A 22,850-nucleotide genomic window follows, 5' to 3' on the forward strand; every position below is an offset into this window, starting at 1 on the left:
GAAGAGAAGAGAAGAGAAGAGAAGAGAAGAGAAGAGAAGAGAAGAGAAGAGAAGAGAAGATATGGATAAATGAGCTTGGATGAAATCGAGACGATAGTTTGTCACTAAGGTGAGTTTATTAATGGCATCAAAGCACGCACTCTTTTCCTTGTTTGATTTTCTCATGTATAATTCGCGCCCTTAGATTTAATATTGATCTATTATTGCTTCAATAACTATGTGAAATGACCTTTTACGTGGTGATGAACCTATTAAAATTGTGAACCTTATTGGCGTGAAAGTACTATGAAATTTATTGTTAAGCCCCACCCGGAAATTTTTGTAAAAAGTGAATCGGTGCGTAAGCGCTTCACAAAGATTCTAGAACGTAATATTCGTACTATTCTTCAGCGTCGTACTGAGTCTGTGGCTGTCTTCAACCGCCGTGACCATATCGAAGTGACGTCTGAGAGCGACAAATACTTTAAAGAAACACTTGAAGTATTGACGCAAACTCCGGGTATTCATCACTCCCTTGAAGTTCAGCAATCAGAATTTAAAGACCTGCACAATATTTACGAGCAAGTTCTTGAGCGTAGCGGTGCTCTTATTGAAGGTAAGACTTTCTCTGTACGTGCTAAGCGTCGTGGTAAGCATGACTTTACTTCTATCGAGCTAGAACGCTACGTAGGCGGCGGTCTAAACCAAGCGGTTGAATCAGCAAAAGTAAAACTGAAAAATCCAGATATTACCGTTAAAGTTGAAGTCGAGAACGATAAGCTAAACCAAGTTATTGAACGTCATAAAGGCCTAGGTGGTTTCCCTCTTGGTACTCAAGAAGATCTGCTTAGCTTGATCTCTGGTGGCTTTGATTCTGGTGTTTCAAGCTACTTACACATCAAACGTGGTTCTAAAGTGCATTACTGCTTCTTCAATCTTGGTGGCCCTGCTCACGAGATTGGTGTTAAGCAAGTTTCTCACTATCTATGGGATAAATACGGTTCATCTGCAAAGGTGAAGTTCATCTCTATTGATTTTGAACCTGTAGTTGCAGAAATCCTTGAGAACGTTGAAGACGGCCAAATGGGCGTTGTTCTTAAGCGTATGTTCATGCGTGCTGGTGGTATGGTTGCAGAGCGTTTCGGTATCGAAGCACTAGTAACGGGTGAAGCTCTTGGTCAGGTTTCTAGCCAAACGCTAACTAACCTGCGTCATATCGACAACGTGACGGACACTTTGATCCTTCGTCCACTGATCAACTGGGACAAAGAAGATATCATCGACCTGTCTCGCAAGATTGGTACTGAAGACTTCGCTAAAGTAATGCCTGAGTATTGTGGTGTTATCTCTAAGAAGCCAACCGTGAAAGCGAAGAAAGGCAAACTAGAAGCGGAAGAAGCTAAGTTTAACTTCGAAGTGCTAGAGCAAGTGATCGAGAATGCTCGTATTATGGATATCCGTGATATCGAGAAAGAGAGCCAAGAACAGGCACCAGAAGTGGAGCAAGTTCAAGCCGTTGCTGAGCACGCTGTCGTTCTTGATATCCGTAGCCCAGACGAAGAAGATGAAAGCCCGCTAGAGATCGATGGTGTTGAAATCAAACACATCCCGTTCTTCAAGCTTTCAACTCAGTTTGGTGACCTAGACCAATCGAAAGAGTACTTGTTGTACTGTGACCGTGGTGTCATGAGCCGTCTGCAAGCGCTTTACTTGCAAGAACAAGGCTTCCACAACGTTAAGGTTTACCGCCCATAGTGGTGTGTTGACCAACCGTTAATAATTTTGCAAAGCCGCATACTGAAAAGTAAGCGGCTTTTTTATTGTCTATGATGAAGGATTGACAGTAGAAAGAGGCATGCGTTTGGACGTGCTATCGTCATGCTCAGCTTTGAAATTTTTGATTGATAGAACTGGTGAGCTCTAAACGGGTCTATAAGTACTGAAGAAGTGTGAGTATCTTGAAGTATTCTGTTACTTTTTAGTGCAACTCAATGGTGCTATTTGTATGTGTTCAGTTGTTTATTTGAGTGGGTGTCTGATTCTGTGATTAGCGATGAAAAATAATAAAGATTAATTAGCACAGCTATTGATAAACTTATTGTTACTTTTCTTTGCACATAAAAAAACACCGCCCATAAGGCGGTGTAAACAAATTTGACAGACAGGTCAAAATAAATACAGGAAGTACATGCCTCGTTTCAGTATGGAACTGCAACAAAACATTTGGTAGAACTCTACCCAACTCGAAAAGAACGAGTTTGCAAACACAACATCGCAGGAGCTAAACCAATTGATTCTAGAGAGAATCAAGCCGTTCAGGCTAGCTGCTGCGGGATGAAATATAGAATTTCTCTGGCCGCTAGGCAATGGACAAATTATAATGTTTCAGATAAAAAAAACTAATGCTTATTTAGAGAGTAACTATGTCTCGTCGATTACCCCCATTAAACTCGCTAAGAGTGTTTGAAGCTGCTGCTCGACACTTGAGTTTTACGCGTGCCGCAGAAGAGTTGTTTGTTACTCAAGCCGCGGTCAGTCATCAGATTAAAGCGCTTGAAGAATTCTTATCTTTGAAGCTGTTTCGTCGAAGAAACCGCTCTTTGTTGCTGACGGAAGAAGGCCAAAGCTACTTCTTGGATATCAAAGATATTTTTACATCACTGGCAGAAGCGACAGATAAAGTTCTTGAGCGAAGTGAGAAGGGCGCATTGACCATCAGTTTGCCGCCGAGTTTTGCTATTCAATGGTTGGTACCAAGACTCGCTGACTTTAATCAGCAAGAACCTGATATTGATGTAAGAATCAAAGCCGTTGATATGGATGAAGGCTCGCTGACCGATGATGTAGACGTGGCTATTTACTATGGCCGAGGGAACTGGTCGGGGCTCAGAGCCGATAAGCTTTACCAAGAATATTTGATCCCTCTTTGCTCACCTTCCGTGCTGCTAGGAGCTAAACCTTTAGAATCTCTCAGTGATTTGGCATGCCATACGCTATTACATGATACATCTCGAAAGGATTGGAAACAGTTTGCCAAGCAAAATGGCATCGATGGGGTTAACGTTAACCATGGTCCTATCTTCAGTCACTCAACCATGGTGTTGCAGGCGGCCGCTCACGGGCAAGGTATTGCTTTGGGTAATAATGTGTTGGCGCAACCTGAAATCGAAGCAGGTCGTTTGATTGCACCTTTTGATGAAGTGTTGGTAAGTAAGAACGCCTTCTATGTGGTGTGTCATGAGAAACAAGCTGACATGGGGCGTATTGCGACTTTCCGTGATTGGATGTTGGCGAAAGCGCAAAGTGAACAAGAGGACTTACTTGATGAATAACCTCATCATTGATGGTGAAGACAACCCAATAACTTTTATCTTTGCACATGGTGCTGGCGCAGGCATGGATCATGAATTCATGCAGTCGGTAGCAAAAGGGCTGGCGTTTAAAGGGATACGAGTGATTCGTTTTAATTTCCCTTACATGATCAAGCGTGCTGAAGATGGTAAGCGTCGTCCACCTGATCGAGCCCCTAAACTGCTCGAAGCTTACCAAGAGATTATCGGACAGGTAGATGCCGATAAGCTTGTGATTGGCGGTAAGTCGATGGGAGGACGTATGGCGAGTCATTTGTCTGAAGTGGATAAGGTGGCTGCAATGGCCTGTTTAGGCTTTCCTTTCCATCCACCAGGCAAACCAGAGAAATACAAAGGTGAGCACTTGGCTGAGTTAGCAAAGCCGTGTCTTATTCTACAAGGTGAACGTGATACCTTTGGTAAGCGAGAAGAGTTTGCTGATTTCGACCTGTCGGATTCGATTCGTGTTGAGTTTATTCCTGATGGCGATCACAGCTTTAAGCCTCGTAAGAGCTCTGGCTACACCGAACAGCAGAACATAGCGTTAACCGTTGAGAAACTATCGGCGTTTATCAAAGAGGTGCTTAATGAGAAGTAAGTATTTACTCACTTTTGCAGGTATCTCTGGCGCAATAGCCGTAATGCTAGGTGCCTTCGCCGCTCACGGGTTAAAAGCTGTCTTGCCAGAGTATCTGCTAGGCGTGTTTGAGACAGGTGTTCAGTACCAGTTTATCCATACACTAGCAATATTGGCGTGTGGTGCTCTGCTACAGATGAAACTTGGTGCTAAATCACAAAAATATTTTTTCATTGCGGCAATTTGCTTTATCATCGGCATCCTTTGTTTTAGTGGCAGCCTTTATGGCTTAGCACTGACAGGAATAAAATGGTTTGGCCCTATAACACCGTTTGGTGGTCTACTATTTATCATTGGTTGGGGAGTCTTCTCCTTCGCTGCTTTGAATATAAAAGAGGTAACTCAGTGAAACACGTACTACTTTATTGTCGCTCTGGTTTTGAAAAAGAATGTGCTGGCGAAATTCAAGACAAGGCAACACAACTGGAAGTGTTTGGTTTTCCTCGCTTAAAGAACAATACAGGCTTTGTATTGTTTGAATGTTATCAAGCAGGCGAAGCCGATAAACTGGTAAAAGAGATCGACTTCCAATCGTTGATCTTTGCTCGTCAAATGATCGCGGTAGCGGTTGAAATCAAAGATCTGCCGACTGATGATCGTATTTCTCCAATTCTTGAGGCGCTTTCTGAGAAAGAAGGTTTCCCACGTTGTGGCGATATCCGTATTGAAACACCAGACACTAATGAAGCGAAAGAGCTTTTGAAGTTCTGCCGTAAGTTTACTGTGCCAATGCGTCAGGCAATGCGCGGTAAAGGGCTGATGGCAGCGAAAGACAACGCTAAGAAGCCAGTGCTTCATTTATGCTTTATCGCGCCGGGTCACTGTTTTGTTGGTTACTCTTACCCAACTAACAACTCACAGTTCTTCATGGGTATTCCTCGTTTGAAATTCCCATCAGATGCGCCAAGCCGTTCTACATTGAAGCTAGAAGAAGCATTCCACGTATTCATCCCTCGTGATGAGTGGGACGAACGTCTGGCTCCGGGTATGTGGGGCGTAGATTTAGGCGCGTGTCCAGGTGGTTGGACTTACCAATTGGTTAAGCGCTCTATGTTTGTTCACTGTGTTGATAACGGCATGATGGCAGACAGCCTAATGGAAACGGGTCAAATTAAGCACCACATGGTGGATGGTTTTAAATTCGAACCTGACCGTAAGAACGTCACTTGGATTATCTGTGACATGGTTGAGAAGCCGGCTCGTGTTGCTCATTTAATGGGGGAGTGGATCATCAAAGGCTGGGCGAAAGAAGCACTGTTCAACCTTAAACTGCCAATGAAAGGCCGTTACGATGAAGTTCTGCAGGATATCGAAAACCTAAAACAGTTCCTGATTGATAACAAAGTGAAGTTCAAGATGCAGGCGAAGCACCTTTACCACGATCGCGAAGAGATCACGGTTCATATTCAGTCGCTTTCGAATATCTCACCGTACTAATATTTACGTTAGTGTGTCAGTGATAAATAAAATGCTCCTTTAGGGGCATTTTTTATATCTTAAGTTTGTTTATGAGCTTGATTATCGCTTCGTACTGATAGTTTAGAAAGGTTGGTCTATGTGCGTTTTTTAGTCATATTTAAGTGTAAATATGACTAATTCAACTTGGTTGATAGTCGTCGAATTGTCGACTATTAGTGTCGATATGAGACAAAAAAGCCGTAAGCTATCGATACTTACGGCTACCTAGTTCAGCGATGAAACGAAGAAGGGTTTATTTAAAATTCAGCAGTAAATTACAGCAAGAACATCCTAATCAAATTGTATTTTATTATAAGTAAGTAAATGTAAGTAAAGAATGTAAATGATAACTATTACTATTAACATTGTAATTAGTGTCGTGTACCATTCGTGCACTTTCACTTAAATCTATAAAATATAAGTCGCATTATGAAACTTAAAGCACTATCAGTAGCCGTTACGGTTGCCTTAACCTCATTTACAGCATTTGCTGCCGACGAACCAGAAACCGTAGTCGTTATCGGTTCTGCCCTTGACCAATTGATTCAGACTGAAATCAACTCTGACACACTGGAAAAGAAGCAAGCATCAGACATCAAAGATGTTTTGAATACTATGCCTAGCGTTACGGTTGACGGGAACGCACGTTACTCTCGCAAAGTATTTGTACGTGGTATGGAAGACAAATTTGCCGTAGTGACTATTGATGGTGCGCGACAAGAAGGTCAGCTTTTCCACCACTCTGGTGACCAAGCGATTGATCCTGCAATGCTAAAAAGAGCTGAAATTGAATTAGGTGGTAACTCTGCACTGTCAGGTTCTGGTGCTATCAATGGTTCATTTAGCTACGAAACGAAAGACCCAAGCGATCTTCTTAAGCCGGGTGAAAGCGTTGGTGCTCGAGTAAAAACAAGCTATCAAACAGCTTATGAGCGTTTTGCAACCAACGTTGCTGTGTATGCAAAAGTGAACGACAAGCTAGAGTTCATGGGTATTGCGAACTATTCAGAAGATGGCGATCTGCACATTCCTGATCAAGAAGCGGTAACCTCTAAGCAGGGTGAGCTTAAGTCGGGTTTGGCTAAAGTTGTTTTCATTCCTAATGATGCCAATGAATTTAAACTGACTTTCAACCGATACAGTGATGGTGGTACGCGTCAGCTTTCTGGCGAAAAGGCGGGTGCTCTGTATGCTGACGATAAACACGACTATCATTCGCTTAATCGCGATACAGTGACGCTACAGCACGAATACGATGCAGGTAGTGATCTAGTTCATCTGAAAAGTAATGTTTACTACAACCGTCAATACATGGATCGTGATGCTCTTGAAGGTACCGCTTGGGGCAAAACACCGGCAGGTAAATGGTTCAAAGATGGCAAAATGTCTTACCCTAAGCGTGAATACAATATAACAACCATTGGTGGTGACATTCGTAACGTTTCTTGGGTTGGTGAGCATGAGCTTACTTATGGTCTTGAGGGCTACAAAGCCAAGCAATGGATTGATGCTGGTCAAGGCGTATATCTAAGCGGTACTAAGCAAGGTCAAACCGAGAACTACAGCATGGATGGTGGTACGGTGACGGCTTACGGTCTGTATCTACAAGATATGTACGAATTCAGCGATTTCCGTCTGACAACAGGTCTTCGTTACGACGTTCATAAACTGGGTGGCGTGTATAAGGGCGAGTTTGATCAGCTATCTCCAAAGTTCAAAGGTGAATACCAAACAACGGAAAACCTAAAACTTCGTGTGGGTTACGGTCGTCTGTTTAAAGGTGCGTCACTACCAGAAACGCTGACGATGAAAGCACCAAGCAAAGTTAAGCAGTCTGATACTAAGGCGATGACGGGTAATAACTACGAAGCTGGTTTTGATTACGAGCTAACACGTTTGCTTGCGGCTGATTACGCGATTCTAGGTTTCACGGCTTATACTTATGACCTTGATAACCAAATGCACCCAACTAAGAACAACGCAACATTATCGAATAAGTATGATGTTGAAGTTTGGGGTGTAGAGACTGTATTGAGCTATCAGTTAGACGCGTTAAGTGTTTACGCTAACCACTCTTACTCTGATGGCGAGCAAAAGAGCCTGAAAAATGGCAAGACAAGCCACATGAATAAAACCGGTATTCATAACTTTAAGGCCGGTTTTAACTACAGCCTAAACAATGAATTTGTGTTTGGTTGGGATTCACGCTTTGTTCCGGGAAACGATTACGAGAACGAAAAAGGCAAAGAGATCAAACGCTCAGGCTTCGCAACGCACAACATTTGGGCGGCTTACACACCGACGTTTGCTAAAGACCTAGAGATGAACCTTGGTATCGATAACCTGCTTGATAAGAAGTACGCTGAGCATACTGGTTTTGGTATCTCTTGGGGTTCAGAAAAGTACACCAGCTATGAAGCGGGTCGTAACTTTAAAGCTTCTATCGCTTATAGCTTCTAATCTGCTCTTAGCTGAAAGTTACTCTAGAAATAGAGACTTATCAGTATAAGTGCAATGTTTCGTCTTAAAATGAAACAACAAAAAAGCCTTAGTTCAGACTAAGGCTTTTCTGCTTTCTAATGATTGAATTTCTAATTTGTTGATTTATAAGCGGATTTATTTCTAACGGTTAGCTTTAATGACTGAATTTGTGACGTCAGATTAAGACACAGCTTCGTAGCGAATATCTTGCAGATTAAAACCTAAATCGATGTCTGTTTTGAGTGCAGAAACGAGCTTACATACGCGAGCCGACTCGATATGCTCATCGAATTTCTTACGATACTTTTTCGGTAAGTCTTCAGCTAGGAATGCTGTTTCGATATCAGGGTATGTCGTTAATATCTCTTTGGCTGCTTTTGGCCCTATACCAGGAATTCCGGGGACTTGGCTTGAGCTGACGCCCGTTAATCCCCAGTAATCTGCCAGTTGCTCTGGCTTTACACCAAATTCCGCTTCGATAAAGGGCTTATCTAACCAACGGTGCTGGAAATAATCACGGATCTGAAGCGTTGGTGACAACAGTTGGCAGTAGCCCTTATCCGTGGAAATGATAGTGACGGTTTCTCCGTGGTCAGCGACTTTCTTTGCCAATGTTGCGACGAGATCATCCGCTTCATCGCCATCAGACAGCAGTGAATCAATCCCTAATTCCCACCAAGCTTGTTGAATCGCATCGAGACCTTTCATTAATGGTTCTGGCATCGGCTTACGGTTTTGCTTATAAGCGGGAAGGACTTCCGCGCGCCAACCTCGATCTTGTAAATGATGATCAAATACTGCAATGATATGAGTGGGCTTTGATTCGTTTAGGATGCGATTAAGAGTACGAGCAGTCGTGGTGATGGTTCTTGCAATATCGGTTGGGTCCGGCTGAACAGAGTGCACGCGTCGGATGAGGTTCAAGGCATCGATAATAACAAGATGGATAGACATAAGTTTCCACTAAATAGGCAATAAATAAGGGGCTGCTAGCCCCTTATAGTAACGTATCACTTGGTGAGTTGAAACTTTGGTGACGTAAACGTCATGACTTGTTTAACTTTATACTTGTGGCTTGTTATCAGTTACTTGCCGTTATTCGCTGCTAGGCATAATTTTATAGCAAGGAACATAGTCAGTGCCGCCCGGCAGTTTCATTCGATGCTGTTCAACAAAGTCATTCAGCAGCTGGTCCATTTTTGTCATCAGCTCTTTGTCGCCATCAATCAGGAAGGGGCCATGTTTCTCTATCTCCAAAATACCTTCAGCTTTGACGTTACCTGCCACAATTCCAGAGAAGGCTTTACGTAGATTCGCCGCAAGGCTTTCTGTTTTCTGATCCATATGCAGATCAAGCGCCGCCATAGATTCATGTGTAGGGTCGAATGGCAGTTGGAACTCAGGTTCAATATGCAGTGACCAGTTGTAGCTGTAGGCATCGCCAGTCTCTTTACGGTGAGAGCGTACATCTGGCATTGCCTGCTTCATGATTTTCGCAGCGCGTGCTGGGTCATCAATCACGATCTCATAGTGTTTCTGCGCATCAGGCCCTAAGGTTTCGCCGATGAACTTATCAATCGAACGGAAGTAAGCTTCACTCTCTTTTGAGCCCGTTAAAACAATTGGCATTGGTTGGTCGACGTTATTTGGGTGCATCATGATCCCTAAGATATACAGCAGCTCTTCAGCCGTACCAGGACCACCGGGGAAAATAATGATGCCATGCGCCATACGAACGAATGCCTCAAGACGCTTCTCGATATCTGGCATGATCACCAGTTCGTTCACTATTGGGTTTGGTGGCTCAGCCGCAATGATTGATGGTTCAGTTAGCCCTAAGTAACGGTGGTCTGTATAGCGCTGTTTAGCGTGACCAATGGCAGCCCCTTTCATTGGCCCTTCCATTGCCCCCGGTCCACAACCGGTACAGATATTCAGCTCACGCAGGCCAAGTTCATTACCCACTTCGCGAGTGTACTGGTATTCAGTGGCATTAATTGAATGACCACCCCAACACACGATCAGGTTAGGTTCGATACCTGGCGTAAGTGCGCCTGCATTTCTCAAAATGCCAAATACAAGGTTGGTAATATGAGTGGCATTGGTCAGGTTGAGTCTTTGGTTATCTGCAAGGTGCATGTTGACGTAGACAATGTCGCGCAACACTGAGAATAAGTGTTCTTGGATACCCTTGATGATTTCACCATCGACAAAGGCATGCTCTGGTGGGTTGCTCAGTTCAAGCTTGATCCCGCGCTCACGACGGACGACCTCAACATCAAACGATTGATATTTATCGAGCAGCTCTTTGGAGTTGTCGGTGTGGCTACCCGAGTTGAGCACCGCTAACGTACAGTTACGATAAAGCTGGTACAGATCACTAGATGCGGTTTTCTTAAGACGCTCAACTTCAAGTTGAGAGAGTAAATCCATGCTACCGGCAGGGCTGATATGAGTGATCATAGTGCCTCCTTGTTGAAAAGAACTAGGGGAGGTTGGAAGTGGCCCTTTAGTTCGAGATGAGAAGCTAACGTTGAAAGTGTTTGGTTAAAGGCGAGAGAATTAACCAGACGAAACGATTACGACAGCGTTGCTTGCCAAGAATGCTTGTTAAGCGAATGTTAATCATTAGCTTAGCAAACATTGAGGGATATGGTATGTGATAAGTATTTGAAAAAATGAAATAAATTAAATCTAGGGCAGTCTTAGTCCCAAACAAGTTGGTTGTTACCGCGCTGTTTGGCTTTGTTAAGTGTTTTATTGAGTCGTTCTAATACTTCTTCAGGTGTGTCTGACTCTTTAAACGGAGTACTTGCTGCGCACAAGGTAATTGTGATTTGTTGGTCACGGAATTTGAAAGGTAAGCGGCTGACTTGATTCTGGATGCTTTGAGTCACTTGATGGCAATATTCATCGCTTTGCTCGGGGAGTAGCAAGATGAACTCTTCACCAGAAAAGCGAGCGACAGTATCGGTAGTACCAATTTCTTTGGTGATGGCTCTTGCGATGATCTTGAGTGCTTTGTCACCAGCAGTATAGCCAAAGCTATCGTTAATTGCTTTGAAGTTATCGATATCTAGCAGCACGACTCTTAGTGAGTGTTGTGCGCGAATCCAGCGACGATATTCTAACTCTAAACGATCGGTGAAGGCGGTACGGTTGTAGATCTTAGTCAGAGGGTCAAGCAGCATACGCTGAGCCTGATCTTCTAGACGCTTGCGGTAATCTTGGGTGACTTCATAGAGCGAATCTAATTGGTTTTTTCCGTAGCTCATTCTTTCTATTAGAGCTTGTTCTTTCTGTTCTGCGTGATTCAGTCTTTCTGAAAGAGAGGCAATTTCACTGAGCAGCGGGTTTATCGAAAGTTTTAAGTTATCAATATCCGTTGCTTTATCAACAGAGCTTTGGCTCTTAGTAACAAGTTCATTCAACTCAGAATTAAGACCTTGGCGATGTTCAAAATAGCTTTGGCTCTGGTCGGAGTTTTGATCTGCTGTTTTGATACTAGAAGCGAGCGAGGAATTGAGTTGTTCGATAAATTGTTCAGACTGCTTACGCTCTAGGCTCGTGCCATCAATCACCAGTTTGAGGATCTGAAGTGCTAGCTCAAGTAGGTTTTGTGTTGAAACACCAAGTAGTAGCTTCGCTCGAATATCGGTCAGTAGATCCCCCGATTCACCCTCGAAGTCGAGTTCAGTGATCAGGTGTTGTAATTCGTTTGATAGTTCGGAAAGGAGTTCTTGTTCAGTTGATTGATCTACGTCGGCAAAATGAGTGCGTGAGTTGTTTGCCATAATCTTAATGGCACGCTCATAAATGCTGAGAAGCTTCATGGCATGGTCGACTTTTTGACTGCCATGACACTCGGAGAAGCTAAGTAAGTTTCTTAGATCGCGCTTTAGCTGTGCCGGAAGGCCAGTTATACGCTGCAGCGTTTCCCCACTGTGCTTAATACTATCATCCAGATATCCGTTCTGTTTATCCATAGCCAACGTTTTTTGCTTGAGCATCCTTTCTAATACTGCCAACTTGGGGATCATTGAGCTAATGTCTTTTTGCTTTTCGAGCTCTTCCCTAAGGGCAATGAGATTTTCATCTAAATGAGTGTTGCTGCCAACACATGCATCACTTAAAGACGTAACGATACGCTTGAGAACTTTTTGTTCTCGAATAAATTTGAACGAGGTATCTCTTTGCGTCAAGCGGACTTGATCCAACTGATATTTCAGCTGGTGGAGTTGCGCCTGAATGTCTTTTTCAAGAATGCCCATAGATGTATTAATTAGCGCCGCGTAGATCGTACTCGATCGTATAGATGAAATTCCGTGACCTTGATAATAACAAAACTAAAAATAAGGTCACGATCTACGACGTTTAACCGCTCGCAAATCAGTCATCTTTTAGCATTTTTTTGATATTGTCCTCATTCTGGTGTGAGGATTGTATCTTTATTAACCCTTGATTAATCGCATGTTTACAAGCCTCTCTTATGTTACCCGTTGCAAGGCTCGCTGCGGGGGCATTGTCGATGGCTTTAAGGTAAACCCATTGGCTACTGCGTTCTTTGAGGCTGATTTCACGTGCCAGGTTGGTCGACATTAATAGTACATCGAGGAGTTCTTGGTCGTTAATCGCGGTATAAGCGCGTGGTAAGAACGGGTAGTCAGCGATGCCCATGCGGACGGTTCGATTAATGTTTCGCTCTGGTTCGAAGTGATTAATCCAAGATTGAATCTTTCTGAACATAGCCTCAGGCGATGTATCACGGTCAGCATTTGGTTCGATGTAAAGCAAGTTCGCATCCGAGAAGTGGTAGACGCGCGCAGGACCTTCAAGCTTAGATTTAAGGAACTCGCCGAAAGCATCTTCGAGCTCTAAACCTGCTTTATAACCGTTCTGAGTGTACATATTGCGTAGGAACGGTAAATCTATCATCACAAAGCGTAAACGGTCGTTGAGTGGTTCATGAATCAACTCACCAAGTTGCCATTGTTCGAAGTTTTGGCTGGTTTGTTCTAGAGAATTTGATAGCTTCGCGTTCAGCATTCTTAGATTTGGAAGCTTTGAGCGTGAGTGTGTAAATAGGTCGGTACGCAGTGAATCCATTTCCGTGACTAAGGTTTGAATGATGTAGCCTCGGCGTAGCACAAAGAAGAACAAGACAATGCTGAACAAAAATAAGGCGAACGATATTTTCTGGAACTTATGGTGCTCAAGTTTGTATTTCTCTAATTCTTGTTCTTGACCTGCATAGTGGAGCGTTTGCTCGGCAAACTCTTTTTGTTGGCGGAATGCGTCTTCACCAACACGGTTGAGTTTTTGTTGTTCCAAAGAGACAAGGATATTGTATTGTTTGAGATTTGCTAGCGCTTGTTGTGGACGCCCTGCTTGCTCATAACCTAAAGAGAGCAAGTGGTAGGAGTGTTGCGACAGGCGCATGTTTTCTACCTGACGCGAAATCTTGAGCGCACGTGTCGCATGCTTAATTACATCTTCGCTTTCTTGTAGGTGGTATGCCAAACCTGCGGATAAGAGTGCAGCGCGGCCTTCCAATTTAGGAATGTCGGAATACTCCAGCAGTTCAAGAGCTCGTGCTAGGTATTGCTCGGCTAGAGGGTAGTTATAAAGTCGTAAGTAAGTCGCAGATAAACTTAGACGAATGTCAATGACTTGGTAGATGTCTCGGTCTGTACTCTCATGATCAAGGACATTGAAAAAGTGCACGAGGGCAAGGTTATATTTGCCTTGATTGAAGTACACATCACCCATCTTTTTTAGTACTTGCGCTAATATGGGAGAGCTTTCAAAATTATCATAAAAGTCAGCAGCTTGAGACAGGTGCTCTAGAGCTTTATCTAATACTTGACGTTCAAAGAAAAGCTGTGCCAGTAGGCGGTTTACTTTAGCCAGGCGCGAACTCAGGTTACCTTCTACTGATTTCCAGTAGCCGTACAATAACTCAGATAGTGCATGGTTGTACTCTTTATGGGTAAGATAAAACTCGCCGACGGTGATGTGATAATCAATGACGACTTTTTCCGAGTGACGCTGTTCTAGGTAAGTTTTTGCTTCTTGATAGAGCTTTTCTGCTTCCCCTACGTTGTTGTTATAAGAGGAAATGTCGGCTTTCAACATGATTAAGCGATAGGTAATCCCTTCCGTCAGGCGTAAGGCCTTATTAACCGACTCTAAGCTTGTTTCTATTTTTTTTAGCTCTGATTCTGCTTGGGCAGATTTTCTGTCCGTAAGCCAAAGTAACCTAACTTTAAGTATTTCCAGATCTAACTTTAGATACTCAAGCTTATAGGTTTTTGCTAGCTCAGAGGCTTTGTCGATGTGCTGAATCGCAATACGAATGTTGCCTAGATTAAACTCTGCTTTCGCTAAGATCTTATACGCATCGATACTGCTGTTCGGGGTTCTAATCGAAGAGTCGGCCTCTTCACGAGAAATAGCTGACGGGCTCTTTTCGCGTTGATCTGAAAGGATACGTAGCGTTAGGTAGCTGTTGGCCATTCGCTTTGCTTGACTCGGTTCTATCTCAACCAAGTTATTGGCTTCATTGAGGAGCGCCGACGAATAGACCGACGCATTAACCGATGTGCTTAAGCTTAAAATGAATAGACTAACAACGTATAACCAACGCATTTCAATGTCCCTTTAAAGATTTTGTAGGTTCAAATAAGTGTGGGCGGTTCACGCCGATTATTGGCGAGCCATACGCTTATTGTGGCTTGGTCTATCTTGCTCAGTTGAACGGTATGGATTGATATCCAGACCGCCACGACGCGTGTAACGTGCAAATACGGTTAGCTTCGATGGTGCACAGTATTTCATGATGTCAGTGAAGATACGCTCAACACATTGTTCGTGGAATTCGTTATGCTCGCGGAAAGAAACTAAATAGCGTAGCAGAGCTTCACGGTCAATTTGCTTACCGGAATATGCGATCTCTACGCTGCCCCAATCCGGTTGATTGGTGATTAAGCAGTTTGACTTCAATAAGTGACTATGTAGAGTTTCTTCTACTTCTTGCTCGCCAGCAGCCCTTTCAAGCAGTGACGCTTCAAAATCATAGCTCGTGATTTGGATGTCTTGATTGTCGATACAGTCACCTTCCATCGTCACGATAGGTTGGTTGGTGTAATCGGTTACTGAATTTACATTCACAATCACAGATTCGCCTGCACATGCTGACAAATCTTGAGTTAGACGCTCAGTGACTTGATCCCAGTTTTCAAACTGAGTTTGGTTGTAGCTGTTTAGGTACAGCTTGAAAGATTTTGACTCAATCAAATTTTGGCTAGTTGCCGGAATGAACACTTCACCAACAGCCACTTGTGGTAAGCCATTGGTGTTTAGCCACGAAAGCTCGTACATCGTCCAAATATCATGACCGACAAAAGGTAACTCTCCGTTTAGCGCAAGATCATTACGATTGAGGCTACGAGGTACTGGTTGCAATAAACTTGCATCGTATTGGTTAGAGTACTCAGTTTTTTGGCCTAGGGTTAAACCCGCTAGCTCTTTTGCGTCAGAATATTTGCTCATACTTTCGTTTCAAATTCGATTAGAATGGGGTCGATTTTACTGAATCCCCATTACCCTGTCATTAAGTCATCGCTTAATCGGCACGGAAAGGGCTCGGATTCTATTTATTATTTTGTGTTTAGGAGATTTTCATGACTCAACGCGCTCAAGACGCACTACTTTCTTTCAGTCAGCGATACGTTGACGCGTGGCAGCAGCAACACCAAAGCTTACCTCGTAATGAGGAGTTGGTGGACATTGTATCGCCATGCGTAGAAGAAAAGAGTGGTGATGCCGTGTTGTGGAAACACTATCCACGTGAGCAATTCGCAGATTTCACCAATGTTGAAACGGGTATTGAGCTGACTCTGCATGAAGACGTTAAGACTTTCTACGGCGCACAATTTAGTGCGGATATGAACGCGACTTTTGATGGTAACGAATTGACTCTGTTACAGATTTGGAGTGATGAAGATTTCGAATGCCTACAAGAAAACATCTTAGGTCACCTAGTGACTCAGCGTCGTTTGAAGCTAAAACCAACGGTTTTCATTGCTGCGACTGATGCTGAACTGGATGTAATCTCTATCTGTAACCTAACGGGGAACGTGATCCTAGAGCGCTTAGGCACCAAAAATCGTGATGTACTAGCCGAGACATTGGCAGAATTTTTAGAAAAGCTACAACCAGCGGTATAAATAGATGTACGTACTAGAACTTCAATTTGAGTGTTTTGATAACACAACGGTAAGCGCTGTCGATAAGGCGGTTAATGGCTTAATGGATGCTCTTCGTTATAACGGACAAGTGTTAGGTCGTGAGTTTCCAATCGTGATGGGCGACGGTGAATTCTATGTTCGCGTTGTGTGTCCGGAGCAAGATAGCTTACACCCACGTAATCATTCAGACTTCGTCAAAGTCTGTTTCGAGCGCTTATCTGCGGCGAGTTTATTAGCGCCTAAGATGCGTCTGCTTGGCCGAGATCTTAACTCCGAAGAAGTAGCCGAAGATGAAACGCCGAGCTGGCAAGTGTTGTACACGACGTTCGTGCATACCTGTTCACCGCTGCGCAGTGGCGACAGCTTGTTGCCTATTCCACTATATCGTAACCCGCCGACATTTAATGGCGATCATAAAGCCGTACTGAAATGGCAGACCGAATGGCAAGCCTGTGATGAAGTGCAAATGGGTGGTGGTTGCCGTGCTGAACATGCAACGCTAACCGAGATCAGTGATACTAAGAGTGTGCTGTTTAAACGTGGTTGGGGTCTAAGAGGGCGCATTGAATTTCTGACTAAGATTCCAACTTACTACTACTTATATCGTGTCGGTGGGATCAGCCTGAAAGATGAAAAAGAGCGAAAATGCCCACAATGTGGTGGTGAATGGCTGCTTGATGCACCAATCCACGATATTTTCTATTTCAAGTGTGATGATTGCCGTCTGGTATCCAACATTTCTTGGGATCATCTTAAATAGACATCGTTCATTTTTTATGAGTTGGGCCTATGAACTTTAGAACCATTTAAATGGAACATGAGTTTATTGTTATAGGGTAATTTTTAATGCTAAAACTTTGAGAGCTTATTTTTATGAACAAAATTAAAATATTCAATATTTTTTTATCGTTATCTGTGGTTTTGCTCTTTGGTTGTTCTTTTTCAAAGTGGGAACAGATTAATTTGGATTCGGAAAATTTTGAGTCGTATGGTAACGAGAGTTCAGAGGTGGTTATCATTAACGCACAGGGTGGTGCTTTTCCTGATTTAGAACGAAACTTCCTTCGAGAAATGTTTTCTTGGTTAGATTTGGGTCGTTATATGCTATTGAACGTCCATCAAACTCAAACTAAGCCTGGTAGTGATTTTGAAACTAGAGAAATCACATTCGAGGACGCTAAAGAAGCGGATAAGCAAAGTGTTTTGTGGTTATCGGAAACCATTAACAAATTTAAAGATAGCGGCAAGCGTGTTTATGTCGTAGGTGCTTCATTTGGTGCGTTTATGGTTCAAGAGTCGCTAGCAACTCAAGGTAATGTTGCTGATGGTTATCTCTTGATGGTCGGACGGTTAGATATGCCAAGTGAAGTATGGACTGAGTTTGCAGGTGGACGCATGGTGGGGTTTGAAGATAACAATACTATAGTCGACTTTTCAGCGCAGGAAGCGGGAATGGGGGGGGATGGTCTTTACACCGATATCAACATGGCTAAACTATCTGCAGGGTTAGCATACAATCGTTATTCTGAGACCCTAAAAGGTCTCGATATGAGAAATGTTACATATGTTTACGCAGCGTCGGATGAGCAAGTTGGGGCATTGACGGAGGCTGAAACCTCATTTCTCAGAGAGCATGGTGCTAAGGTCATAATAAAAGATACTGATCATGTAGAAACAGCTCTTTCAATAAAACCCATACTACAGGCGATGATAGAAGAATATGTTAAAAAAAAGCTGATACAGAAGGTATCAGCTTTTTTTGTATTACACGTTAATTATCAGCCTTAATTTACCAACCTTTAACTACGCCACCTTGGAAGATGTCAGAAGCTGCGTTGTACACTTCTTCAGTTTGATATGCTTTAACGAAGTTTTGTACGTTTTCTGCATTTAGGTTGTCTTCACGAGAAACGATTAGGTTCACGTATGGAGAATCTTTGTCTTCAACGAATACGCCATCTTTTTGTGGAGTCAGGTTGATAGAGCTCGCGTAAGTAGTGTTGATGATAGATAAAGTTACATCATCAAGAGAACGTGGCAGTTGAGCTGCGTCTAGTTCAACAATCGTTAGGTTCTTAGGGTTACCAACGATGTCACGAACGGTAGCTAGAAGACCTGCACCTTCACGAAGTTCAAGTAAACCTTGCTGCTCAAGAAGCAGTAGAGAACGACCTAGGTTTGTTGGGTCGTTTGGTACAGCGATACGAGCACCATCTTGGATTTCGTCTACCGATTTAACTTCTTTAGAGTAACCTGCAATAGGGTAAACAAAAGTGTTACCTGCGACCGTTAGCTTGTAACCACGGTCAGCAACTTGCTGATCTAGGTACGGCGTGTGTTGGAATGCATTGATGTCGATAGAACCATCATCTAGCGCTGCGTTAGGTGTTACATAATCCGTAAAAGTGACCAGTTCAACATCCAGGCCGTATTGCTCTTTCGCGACTTTAGCTGCTACTTCAGCAACTTGTGCTTCTGCACCTGCCATTACGCCAACTTTGATCTTAGAAGTATCGACTTCTTTATCACCACAACCTGCTAGTACTAGCGCTGAAGCTACTGCTGCAATAGTAAGTAAACCTTTAAGGTTAAATTTCATAATAATCTCCTTTTAATAAATCTATTTAATTTGGTTCAGACGACTTTGATTTTGGTCTGTAAGTCGTTATCTGTGGTCAACGCGGCGAACTAATGAATCACCGATTGATTGAATAATTTGTACCAGCACAATCAACATGACGACTGTCACAGCCATAATGGTCACATCGTAGCGGTGAAATCCGTAACGAATCGCGACATCACCTAGGCCACCACCACCCACAGTTCCGGCCATTGCCGAGTAACTCACAAGAGTCACTAGCGTAATCGTCACTGAGTTGATGATAGTCGGCAGTGCTTCAGGAAGCAGAACCTTATTGATGATTTGTGTTGGTGTTGCGCCCATTGACTGAGCTGCTTCCACTAGACCTGTTGGTACTTCAAGTAGTGCACTCTCGATAAGTCGAGCTACGAATGGGATAGCACCAATCGTCAGCGGAACAATCGCTGCGGTTGTACCGATGAAGGTACCAATCAGCATCTTAGTGAGAGGGATGATCGCTACCATCAGTACTAAGAAAGGCACAGAACGGCCCACGTTCACAATCGCACCAAGAATTTTGTTTAGCTTGGTGTTCTCTAACAGCCCACCTTTTTTAGTCGTGTGTAGAATAACGCCTAATGGAATACCGACAGCGAAACCAACGATGCCAGCAACTGCAACCATGTAAAGTGTCTCGCCTGTTGCTTCCAATAGAAGGTTGCCGTTAAGGCTGATCCAGTCAGCAATCTCGTTGAAACTAAAGGACATAACCAAGCACCTCTACTTTTACATTGTTGTCGCGTAGGAATTGGATAGCAGCATTATCATCGGCTTCGTTACCGAACAGCTCAGCGACCATCATGCCGAACTTCACGCCGCCAGCGTAATCGAGGTCAGAGCTTAAGATGCTGACATCGATATTGAATTTACGAGCAATTTGCGTCATCAGCGGAGCATCAACCGTTGCACCAGTAAACTCAAGACGTACTAATGGGTAGCTACTGTTAACACGAGTCTCTTGCAAACGCGCTTGATAATCTTCAGGGATAGATAGGTCTAGCGTTGAGCGAATAAACTGATGTGCTAGCTCTGTCTTAGGGTGTGCGAATATGTCGCCAACTGTACCTTTCTCTACTAGCTCGCCACCGCCAATGATCGCGACTTCGTGACAAATGCTCTTAACTACGTCCATCTCGTGCGTAATAAGTAGGATCGTGATGTGTAGCTTGCGGTTGATTTCACGTAGCAGCTCAAGAATAGATTGAGTCGTTGCTGGATCCAGAGCACTGGTCGCTTCATCACACAGTAGTACTTTCGGGTCTGAAGCTAGCGCACGAGCAATCGCGACACGCTGCTTTTGACCACCACTTAAGTTCGCAGGGTAGGTATCACGCTTATCCGATAGGCCGACAAGCTCAAGTAGTTCACTCACTTTCGCTTCAATCGCAGCTTTATCTTTACCAGCAAGCTCTAAAGGCAGTGCTACATTGTTAAATACAGTACGAGAAGACAGCAGATTGAAGTGTTGGAATATCATGCCGATGTTACGGCGTGCTTCGCTAAGTTCTGATTTGCTGAGTTTTGTCAGGTCGATACCGTCAACAATCACTTCACCTGACGTTGGAGCTTCCAACATGTTTACACAACGGATAAGGGTACTTTTGCCTGCACCTGAAGAGCCGATGACTCCAAAGATTTGACCTTGAGGAATGTGGAGGTTGATATCAATTAAGGCATTGATTTCTTTAGTGCCTTGATAAAAAACCTTATTGACTTGATTCACTTTAATCATAGAGAAACCCGTGCAGGTAGAACAGAATAATATATTGATGACTCACTCGATTTACAGATGATGCTATGGTGTTCTATGATCTAAGTCAATAGATATTTTTACGTCTAGACGGCTAAACGCGAGTTGCGAAGTTAAACTAGAAACAAATCGTTAACGAACGCAAAACTAAATAGATAGTGATGAAGCAAATAAAGCGTGTAATAATTAATGATTAATAGAGAGTTGATAGAGAACTGAATTTTGTCTAAACCTGCTGTTTTTTTAGATCGTGATGGTGTGATTAACGTTGATCACGGCTACGTACATGATGAACATGACTTTGAATACATCGATGGTGTGTTTGAAGCGGCGAAAGCGTTTAAAGATATGGGTTATTTATTGGTGTTAGTGACCAACCAATCTGGTATTGCTCGCGGCATGTTTAGTGAAGACCGTTTTCTTTCTCTAACGCAGTGGATGGATTGGAACTTTGTTGATAACGGCGTTGAGCTAGATGGTATTTATTACTGCCCGCACCACGCTGAGCACGGTGTTGGTGACTACAAACAAGATTGTGAATGTCGTAAACCAAAGCCAGGCATGTTCATTTCTGCGCGTGACTTTCTGAAGATTGATATGGCTAACTCGGTCATGATCGGCGATAAAGCTGAAGACATGATGGCTGCAGAAGCGGCGGGTGTTGGCACTAAAGTACTGGTAAGAACCGGTAAGCCAATCACTGAAAAAGGTGAAGCGCTTGCAAGTGTCGTGCTTGACAGTATTAAAGATGTACCAGCATTCTTAAAAGGTTAAGACACTAAGTCTCTTTCACTTAGATATAAGTGTTATTCACTATATAAAGATGAGGAACGCAGTATGAAAGCATTGTTGATAGCATCTCTATGTACGGTAGCGTTATTCGGATGCTCTAAATCAGCAGCTCCTGAGACTGAGAGCGCAGTATCGGACGATCAATTCGTGATTTATCAATGTGAGTCTGACGCTTCATTTAAGGTCGCTTACCTTAGTGATGAAAAAGCGGTATTACGTTTGCCAGAGAATGAATATCGCCTCACTCAAATAGCGGCAGGTTCAGGAACGAAGTACATCCTAGATGATGGAACCTCTGAACTGATCAATAGCGTAACTTTACGTACTAAAGGTGACAATGCACGCCTAGAACTTGGCCGTGTTATCTATAAAAACTGCCGAAAGTAGGTCATAGTTATCTACTAGGATTTACAAACAGTTAAGTGAGGGAGTTCGCCCTCACTTTTTCTTTCTCTTCCCTTTAACGTCAGACTTTTTATGAGCAAAAAACTCACTATTCTCGATATTGCTAAGCTGTCCGGTGTTGGTAAGTCTACCGTATCTCGCGTTCTGACCAATGATCCCAAAGTAAAACCTGAAACCCGTGAAAGGGTGGAAAGAGTCATTCAAGAATCTGGGTACACGCCTTCGAAGTCTGCGCAGTCGATGCGTGGTGGCAGTCAAAAAGTCATCGGTGTCATCATCTCTCGTCTGGACTCTCCTTCTGAAAACAAAGCGGTAAGTACGATGCTGGCCGAGTTGTATCGAGCGGATTATGATGTCGTGATCATGGAAAGCCAGCTAGATAGAGAAAAAGCCAATGAGCACCTTCAGGTTCTCAAGCGTCGCAATGTAGATGGCATCATTGTGTTTGGCTTTACTGACTGTGATATTCCTGCAATCGAAGCTTGGGAACACAAAGCGGTGGTGATTGCTCTGGATACCGAGAACGTGACGTCGATTAACTATGATAACCAACAGGTGATCAATAGTGCGTTAACGCATCTAGCAGAGCAGGAAATCTCTGAGGTTGGTTTCATTGGCGTTGATCCTAGCGACAAATCAACCGGTGAACTGCGTCTTAAGGCCTATCTAGATTGGTGTGAAAGCGCTGGAGTGATTGCCAACTATCGTACTGGTCAACTTCATCATGAAAGTGCTTATCAGCTGGTGGATGAGGTACTGACTCCTACAACTCAAGCGATTGTGTGTGCCAGTGACACATTGGCTCTTGGTGTAATCAAACGTCTGCAAGAACTACAACGTGAAGATGTGGTGGTGACCGGTGTTGGTGGCAATGATCTTCTCTCTTTCTTGTTCCCGCGAGTATTTAGTATTGATCCTGGGTATCAATCTGCGGGTAAGTTGGCCGCTAATTTATTGATCTCTCAGCTTTTAGGTAATGCAGAGATCTCTCATCACACTCAATCACCTATTCTATAATCCACTCAATCAAGCGAAATTGAACCGCTTAGATTAAAATTAGAGTGTGATCTCTTTCAATTAATGGGACTGTTCCCATTTTAATTTATCA

The 22,850-nt window shown here is 43.4% G+C and carries 20 protein-coding genes; 12 read left to right on the forward strand and 8 right to left on the reverse strand.

All coding sequences use genetic code 11. The features are described from left to right. Positions 1 to 285: 285 nt before the first annotated feature. The 6 genes from thiI (at position 286) to ACED42_RS18375 (ending at position 7,884) form a co-directional block, all read left to right on the forward strand. Positions 286 to 1,734 (forward strand): tRNA uracil 4-sulfurtransferase ThiI, encoded by a 1,449-nt coding sequence (gene thiI, locus ACED42_RS18350; protein WP_009847462.1) that lies wholly within the window; start codon positions 286 to 288, stop codon positions 1,732 to 1,734. Positions 1,735 to 2,402: 668 nt separating this feature from the next. Beyond that, on the forward strand, positions 2,403 to 3,311 hold the full coding sequence (locus ACED42_RS18355) for a transcriptional regulator GcvA (RefSeq protein WP_017063339.1): 909 nt from the start codon (positions 2,403 to 2,405) through the stop codon (positions 3,309 to 3,311). Beyond that, positions 3,304 to 3,927: an alpha/beta fold hydrolase gene (locus ACED42_RS18360; RefSeq protein ID WP_029223795.1), complete on the forward strand. Its 624-nt coding sequence runs from the start codon at positions 3,304 to 3,306 to the stop codon at positions 3,925 to 3,927. Before ACED42_RS18355 ends, ACED42_RS18360 begins: the two co-directional genes overlap by 8 nt. After that, entirely contained in the window at positions 3,917 to 4,315 is a 399-nt protein-coding gene (locus tag ACED42_RS18365) for a DUF423 domain-containing protein (protein ID WP_017069500.1), read from the forward strand. Before ACED42_RS18360 ends, ACED42_RS18365 begins: the two co-directional genes overlap by 11 nt. Continuing rightward, positions 4,312 to 5,403: a 23S rRNA (cytidine(2498)-2'-O)-methyltransferase RlmM gene (gene rlmM, locus ACED42_RS18370; RefSeq protein WP_371703676.1), complete on the forward strand. Its 1,092-nt coding sequence runs from the start codon at positions 4,312 to 4,314 to the stop codon at positions 5,401 to 5,403. The genes ACED42_RS18365 and rlmM overlap by 4 nt, the downstream gene beginning before the upstream one ends. A gap of 450 nt (positions 5,404 to 5,853) precedes the next feature. Continuing rightward, positions 5,854 to 7,884 carry a TonB-dependent receptor gene (locus tag ACED42_RS18375; protein WP_371703678.1) on the forward strand — a complete coding sequence of 677 codons (2,031 nt, stop codon included), beginning with the start codon at positions 5,854 to 5,856 and terminating at the stop codon, positions 7,882 to 7,884. A gap of 201 nt (positions 7,885 to 8,085) precedes the next feature. Here ACED42_RS18375 and xni read toward each other — a convergent pair whose 3' ends face one another. The 5 genes from xni to queF form a co-directional block, all read right to left on the reverse strand. After that, positions 8,086 to 8,859 (reverse strand): flap endonuclease Xni, encoded by a 774-nt coding sequence (xni, locus tag ACED42_RS18380; protein WP_009847458.1) that lies wholly within the window; start codon positions 8,857 to 8,859, stop codon positions 8,086 to 8,088. Between the two features lie 141 nt (positions 8,860 to 9,000). After that, positions 9,001 to 10,368 (reverse strand): nucleotide 5'-monophosphate nucleosidase PpnN, encoded by a 1,368-nt coding sequence (ppnN, locus tag ACED42_RS18385; protein WP_009847457.1) that lies wholly within the window; start codon positions 10,366 to 10,368, stop codon positions 9,001 to 9,003. Between the two features lie 242 nt (positions 10,369 to 10,610). Continuing rightward, complete coding sequence (locus tag ACED42_RS18390) at positions 10,611 to 12,176, reverse strand: GGDEF domain-containing protein (protein WP_012604633.1); 1,566 nt, start codon at positions 12,174 to 12,176, stop codon at positions 10,611 to 10,613. A 118-nt stretch (positions 12,177 to 12,294) separates the two neighbouring features. Further along, entirely contained in the window at positions 12,295 to 14,553 is a 2,259-nt protein-coding gene (locus tag ACED42_RS18395) for a lipopolysaccharide assembly protein LapB (protein ID WP_269335677.1), read from the reverse strand. A 57-nt stretch (positions 14,554 to 14,610) separates the two neighbouring features. Beyond that, positions 14,611 to 15,456, reverse strand: a complete 846-nt coding sequence (gene queF, locus ACED42_RS18400) for an NADPH-dependent 7-cyano-7-deazaguanine reductase QueF (protein WP_269335675.1) — start codon at positions 15,454 to 15,456, stop codon at positions 14,611 to 14,613. 131 nt (positions 15,457 to 15,587) lie between these two features. On the opposite strand from queF, the gene syd reads away from it, so the two are divergent. The 3 genes from syd to ACED42_RS18415 all read left to right on the forward strand — a co-directional run bounded on the left by syd (position 15,588) and on the right by ACED42_RS18415 (position 17,942). Then, positions 15,588 to 16,133, forward strand: coding sequence for a SecY-interacting protein (gene syd / locus ACED42_RS18405; protein WP_009847453.1), 546 nt, complete (start codon positions 15,588 to 15,590; stop codon positions 16,131 to 16,133). A gap of 4 nt (positions 16,134 to 16,137) precedes the next feature. After that, on the forward strand, positions 16,138 to 16,914 hold the full coding sequence (locus ACED42_RS18410) for a Zn-ribbon-containing protein (RefSeq protein ID WP_012604630.1): 777 nt from the start codon (positions 16,138 to 16,140) through the stop codon (positions 16,912 to 16,914). A gap of 113 nt (positions 16,915 to 17,027) precedes the next feature. Beyond that, entirely contained in the window at positions 17,028 to 17,942 is a 915-nt protein-coding gene (locus tag ACED42_RS18415; RefSeq protein WP_371703680.1) for a hypothetical protein, read from the forward strand. A 1-nt stretch (position 17,943) separates the two neighbouring features. Here ACED42_RS18415 and ACED42_RS18420 read toward each other — a convergent pair whose 3' ends face one another. The 3 genes from ACED42_RS18420 to metN all read right to left on the reverse strand — a co-directional run bounded on the left by ACED42_RS18420 (position 17,944) and on the right by metN (position 20,527). Beyond that, on the reverse strand, positions 17,944 to 18,753 hold the full coding sequence (locus ACED42_RS18420; protein ID WP_069591676.1) for a MetQ/NlpA family lipoprotein: 810 nt from the start codon (positions 18,751 to 18,753) through the stop codon (positions 17,944 to 17,946). Positions 18,754 to 18,819: 66 nt separating this feature from the next. Continuing rightward, positions 18,820 to 19,503, reverse strand: a complete 684-nt coding sequence (locus ACED42_RS18425) for a methionine ABC transporter permease (RefSeq protein WP_012604626.1) — start codon at positions 19,501 to 19,503, stop codon at positions 18,820 to 18,822. After that, positions 19,493 to 20,527, reverse strand: coding sequence for a methionine ABC transporter ATP-binding protein MetN (gene metN, locus ACED42_RS18430; protein WP_012604625.1), 1,035 nt, complete (start codon positions 20,525 to 20,527; stop codon positions 19,493 to 19,495). The genes ACED42_RS18425 and metN overlap by 11 nt, the downstream gene beginning before the upstream one ends. A 240-nt stretch (positions 20,528 to 20,767) precedes the next feature. Here metN and gmhB point away from each other — a divergent pair, with 240 nt between their 5' ends. From gmhB to treR, 3 genes are all read left to right on the forward strand, one after another. Next, a complete protein-coding gene (gene gmhB / locus ACED42_RS18435; RefSeq protein WP_012604624.1) occupies positions 20,768 to 21,319 on the forward strand; it encodes a D-glycero-beta-D-manno-heptose 1,7-bisphosphate 7-phosphatase in 552 nt (183 codons plus the stop codon). 63 nt (positions 21,320 to 21,382) lie between these two features. Then, positions 21,383 to 21,724 carry an MliC family protein gene (locus ACED42_RS18440; RefSeq protein WP_371703683.1) on the forward strand — a complete coding sequence of 114 codons (342 nt, stop codon included), beginning with the start codon at positions 21,383 to 21,385 and terminating at the stop codon, positions 21,722 to 21,724. Between the two features lie 90 nt (positions 21,725 to 21,814). After that, a complete protein-coding gene (gene treR, locus ACED42_RS18445; protein ID WP_009847445.1) occupies positions 21,815 to 22,759 on the forward strand; it encodes a trehalose operon repressor TreR in 945 nt (314 codons plus the stop codon). Positions 22,760 to 22,850: the final 91 nt, after the last annotated feature.

Origin of the sequence: Vibrio sp. FF145 (genome assembly GCF_041439075.1) — a bacterium.
GTDB classification, from domain to species: domain Bacteria; phylum Pseudomonadota; class Gammaproteobacteria; order Enterobacterales; family Vibrionaceae; genus Vibrio; species Vibrio tasmaniensis_A.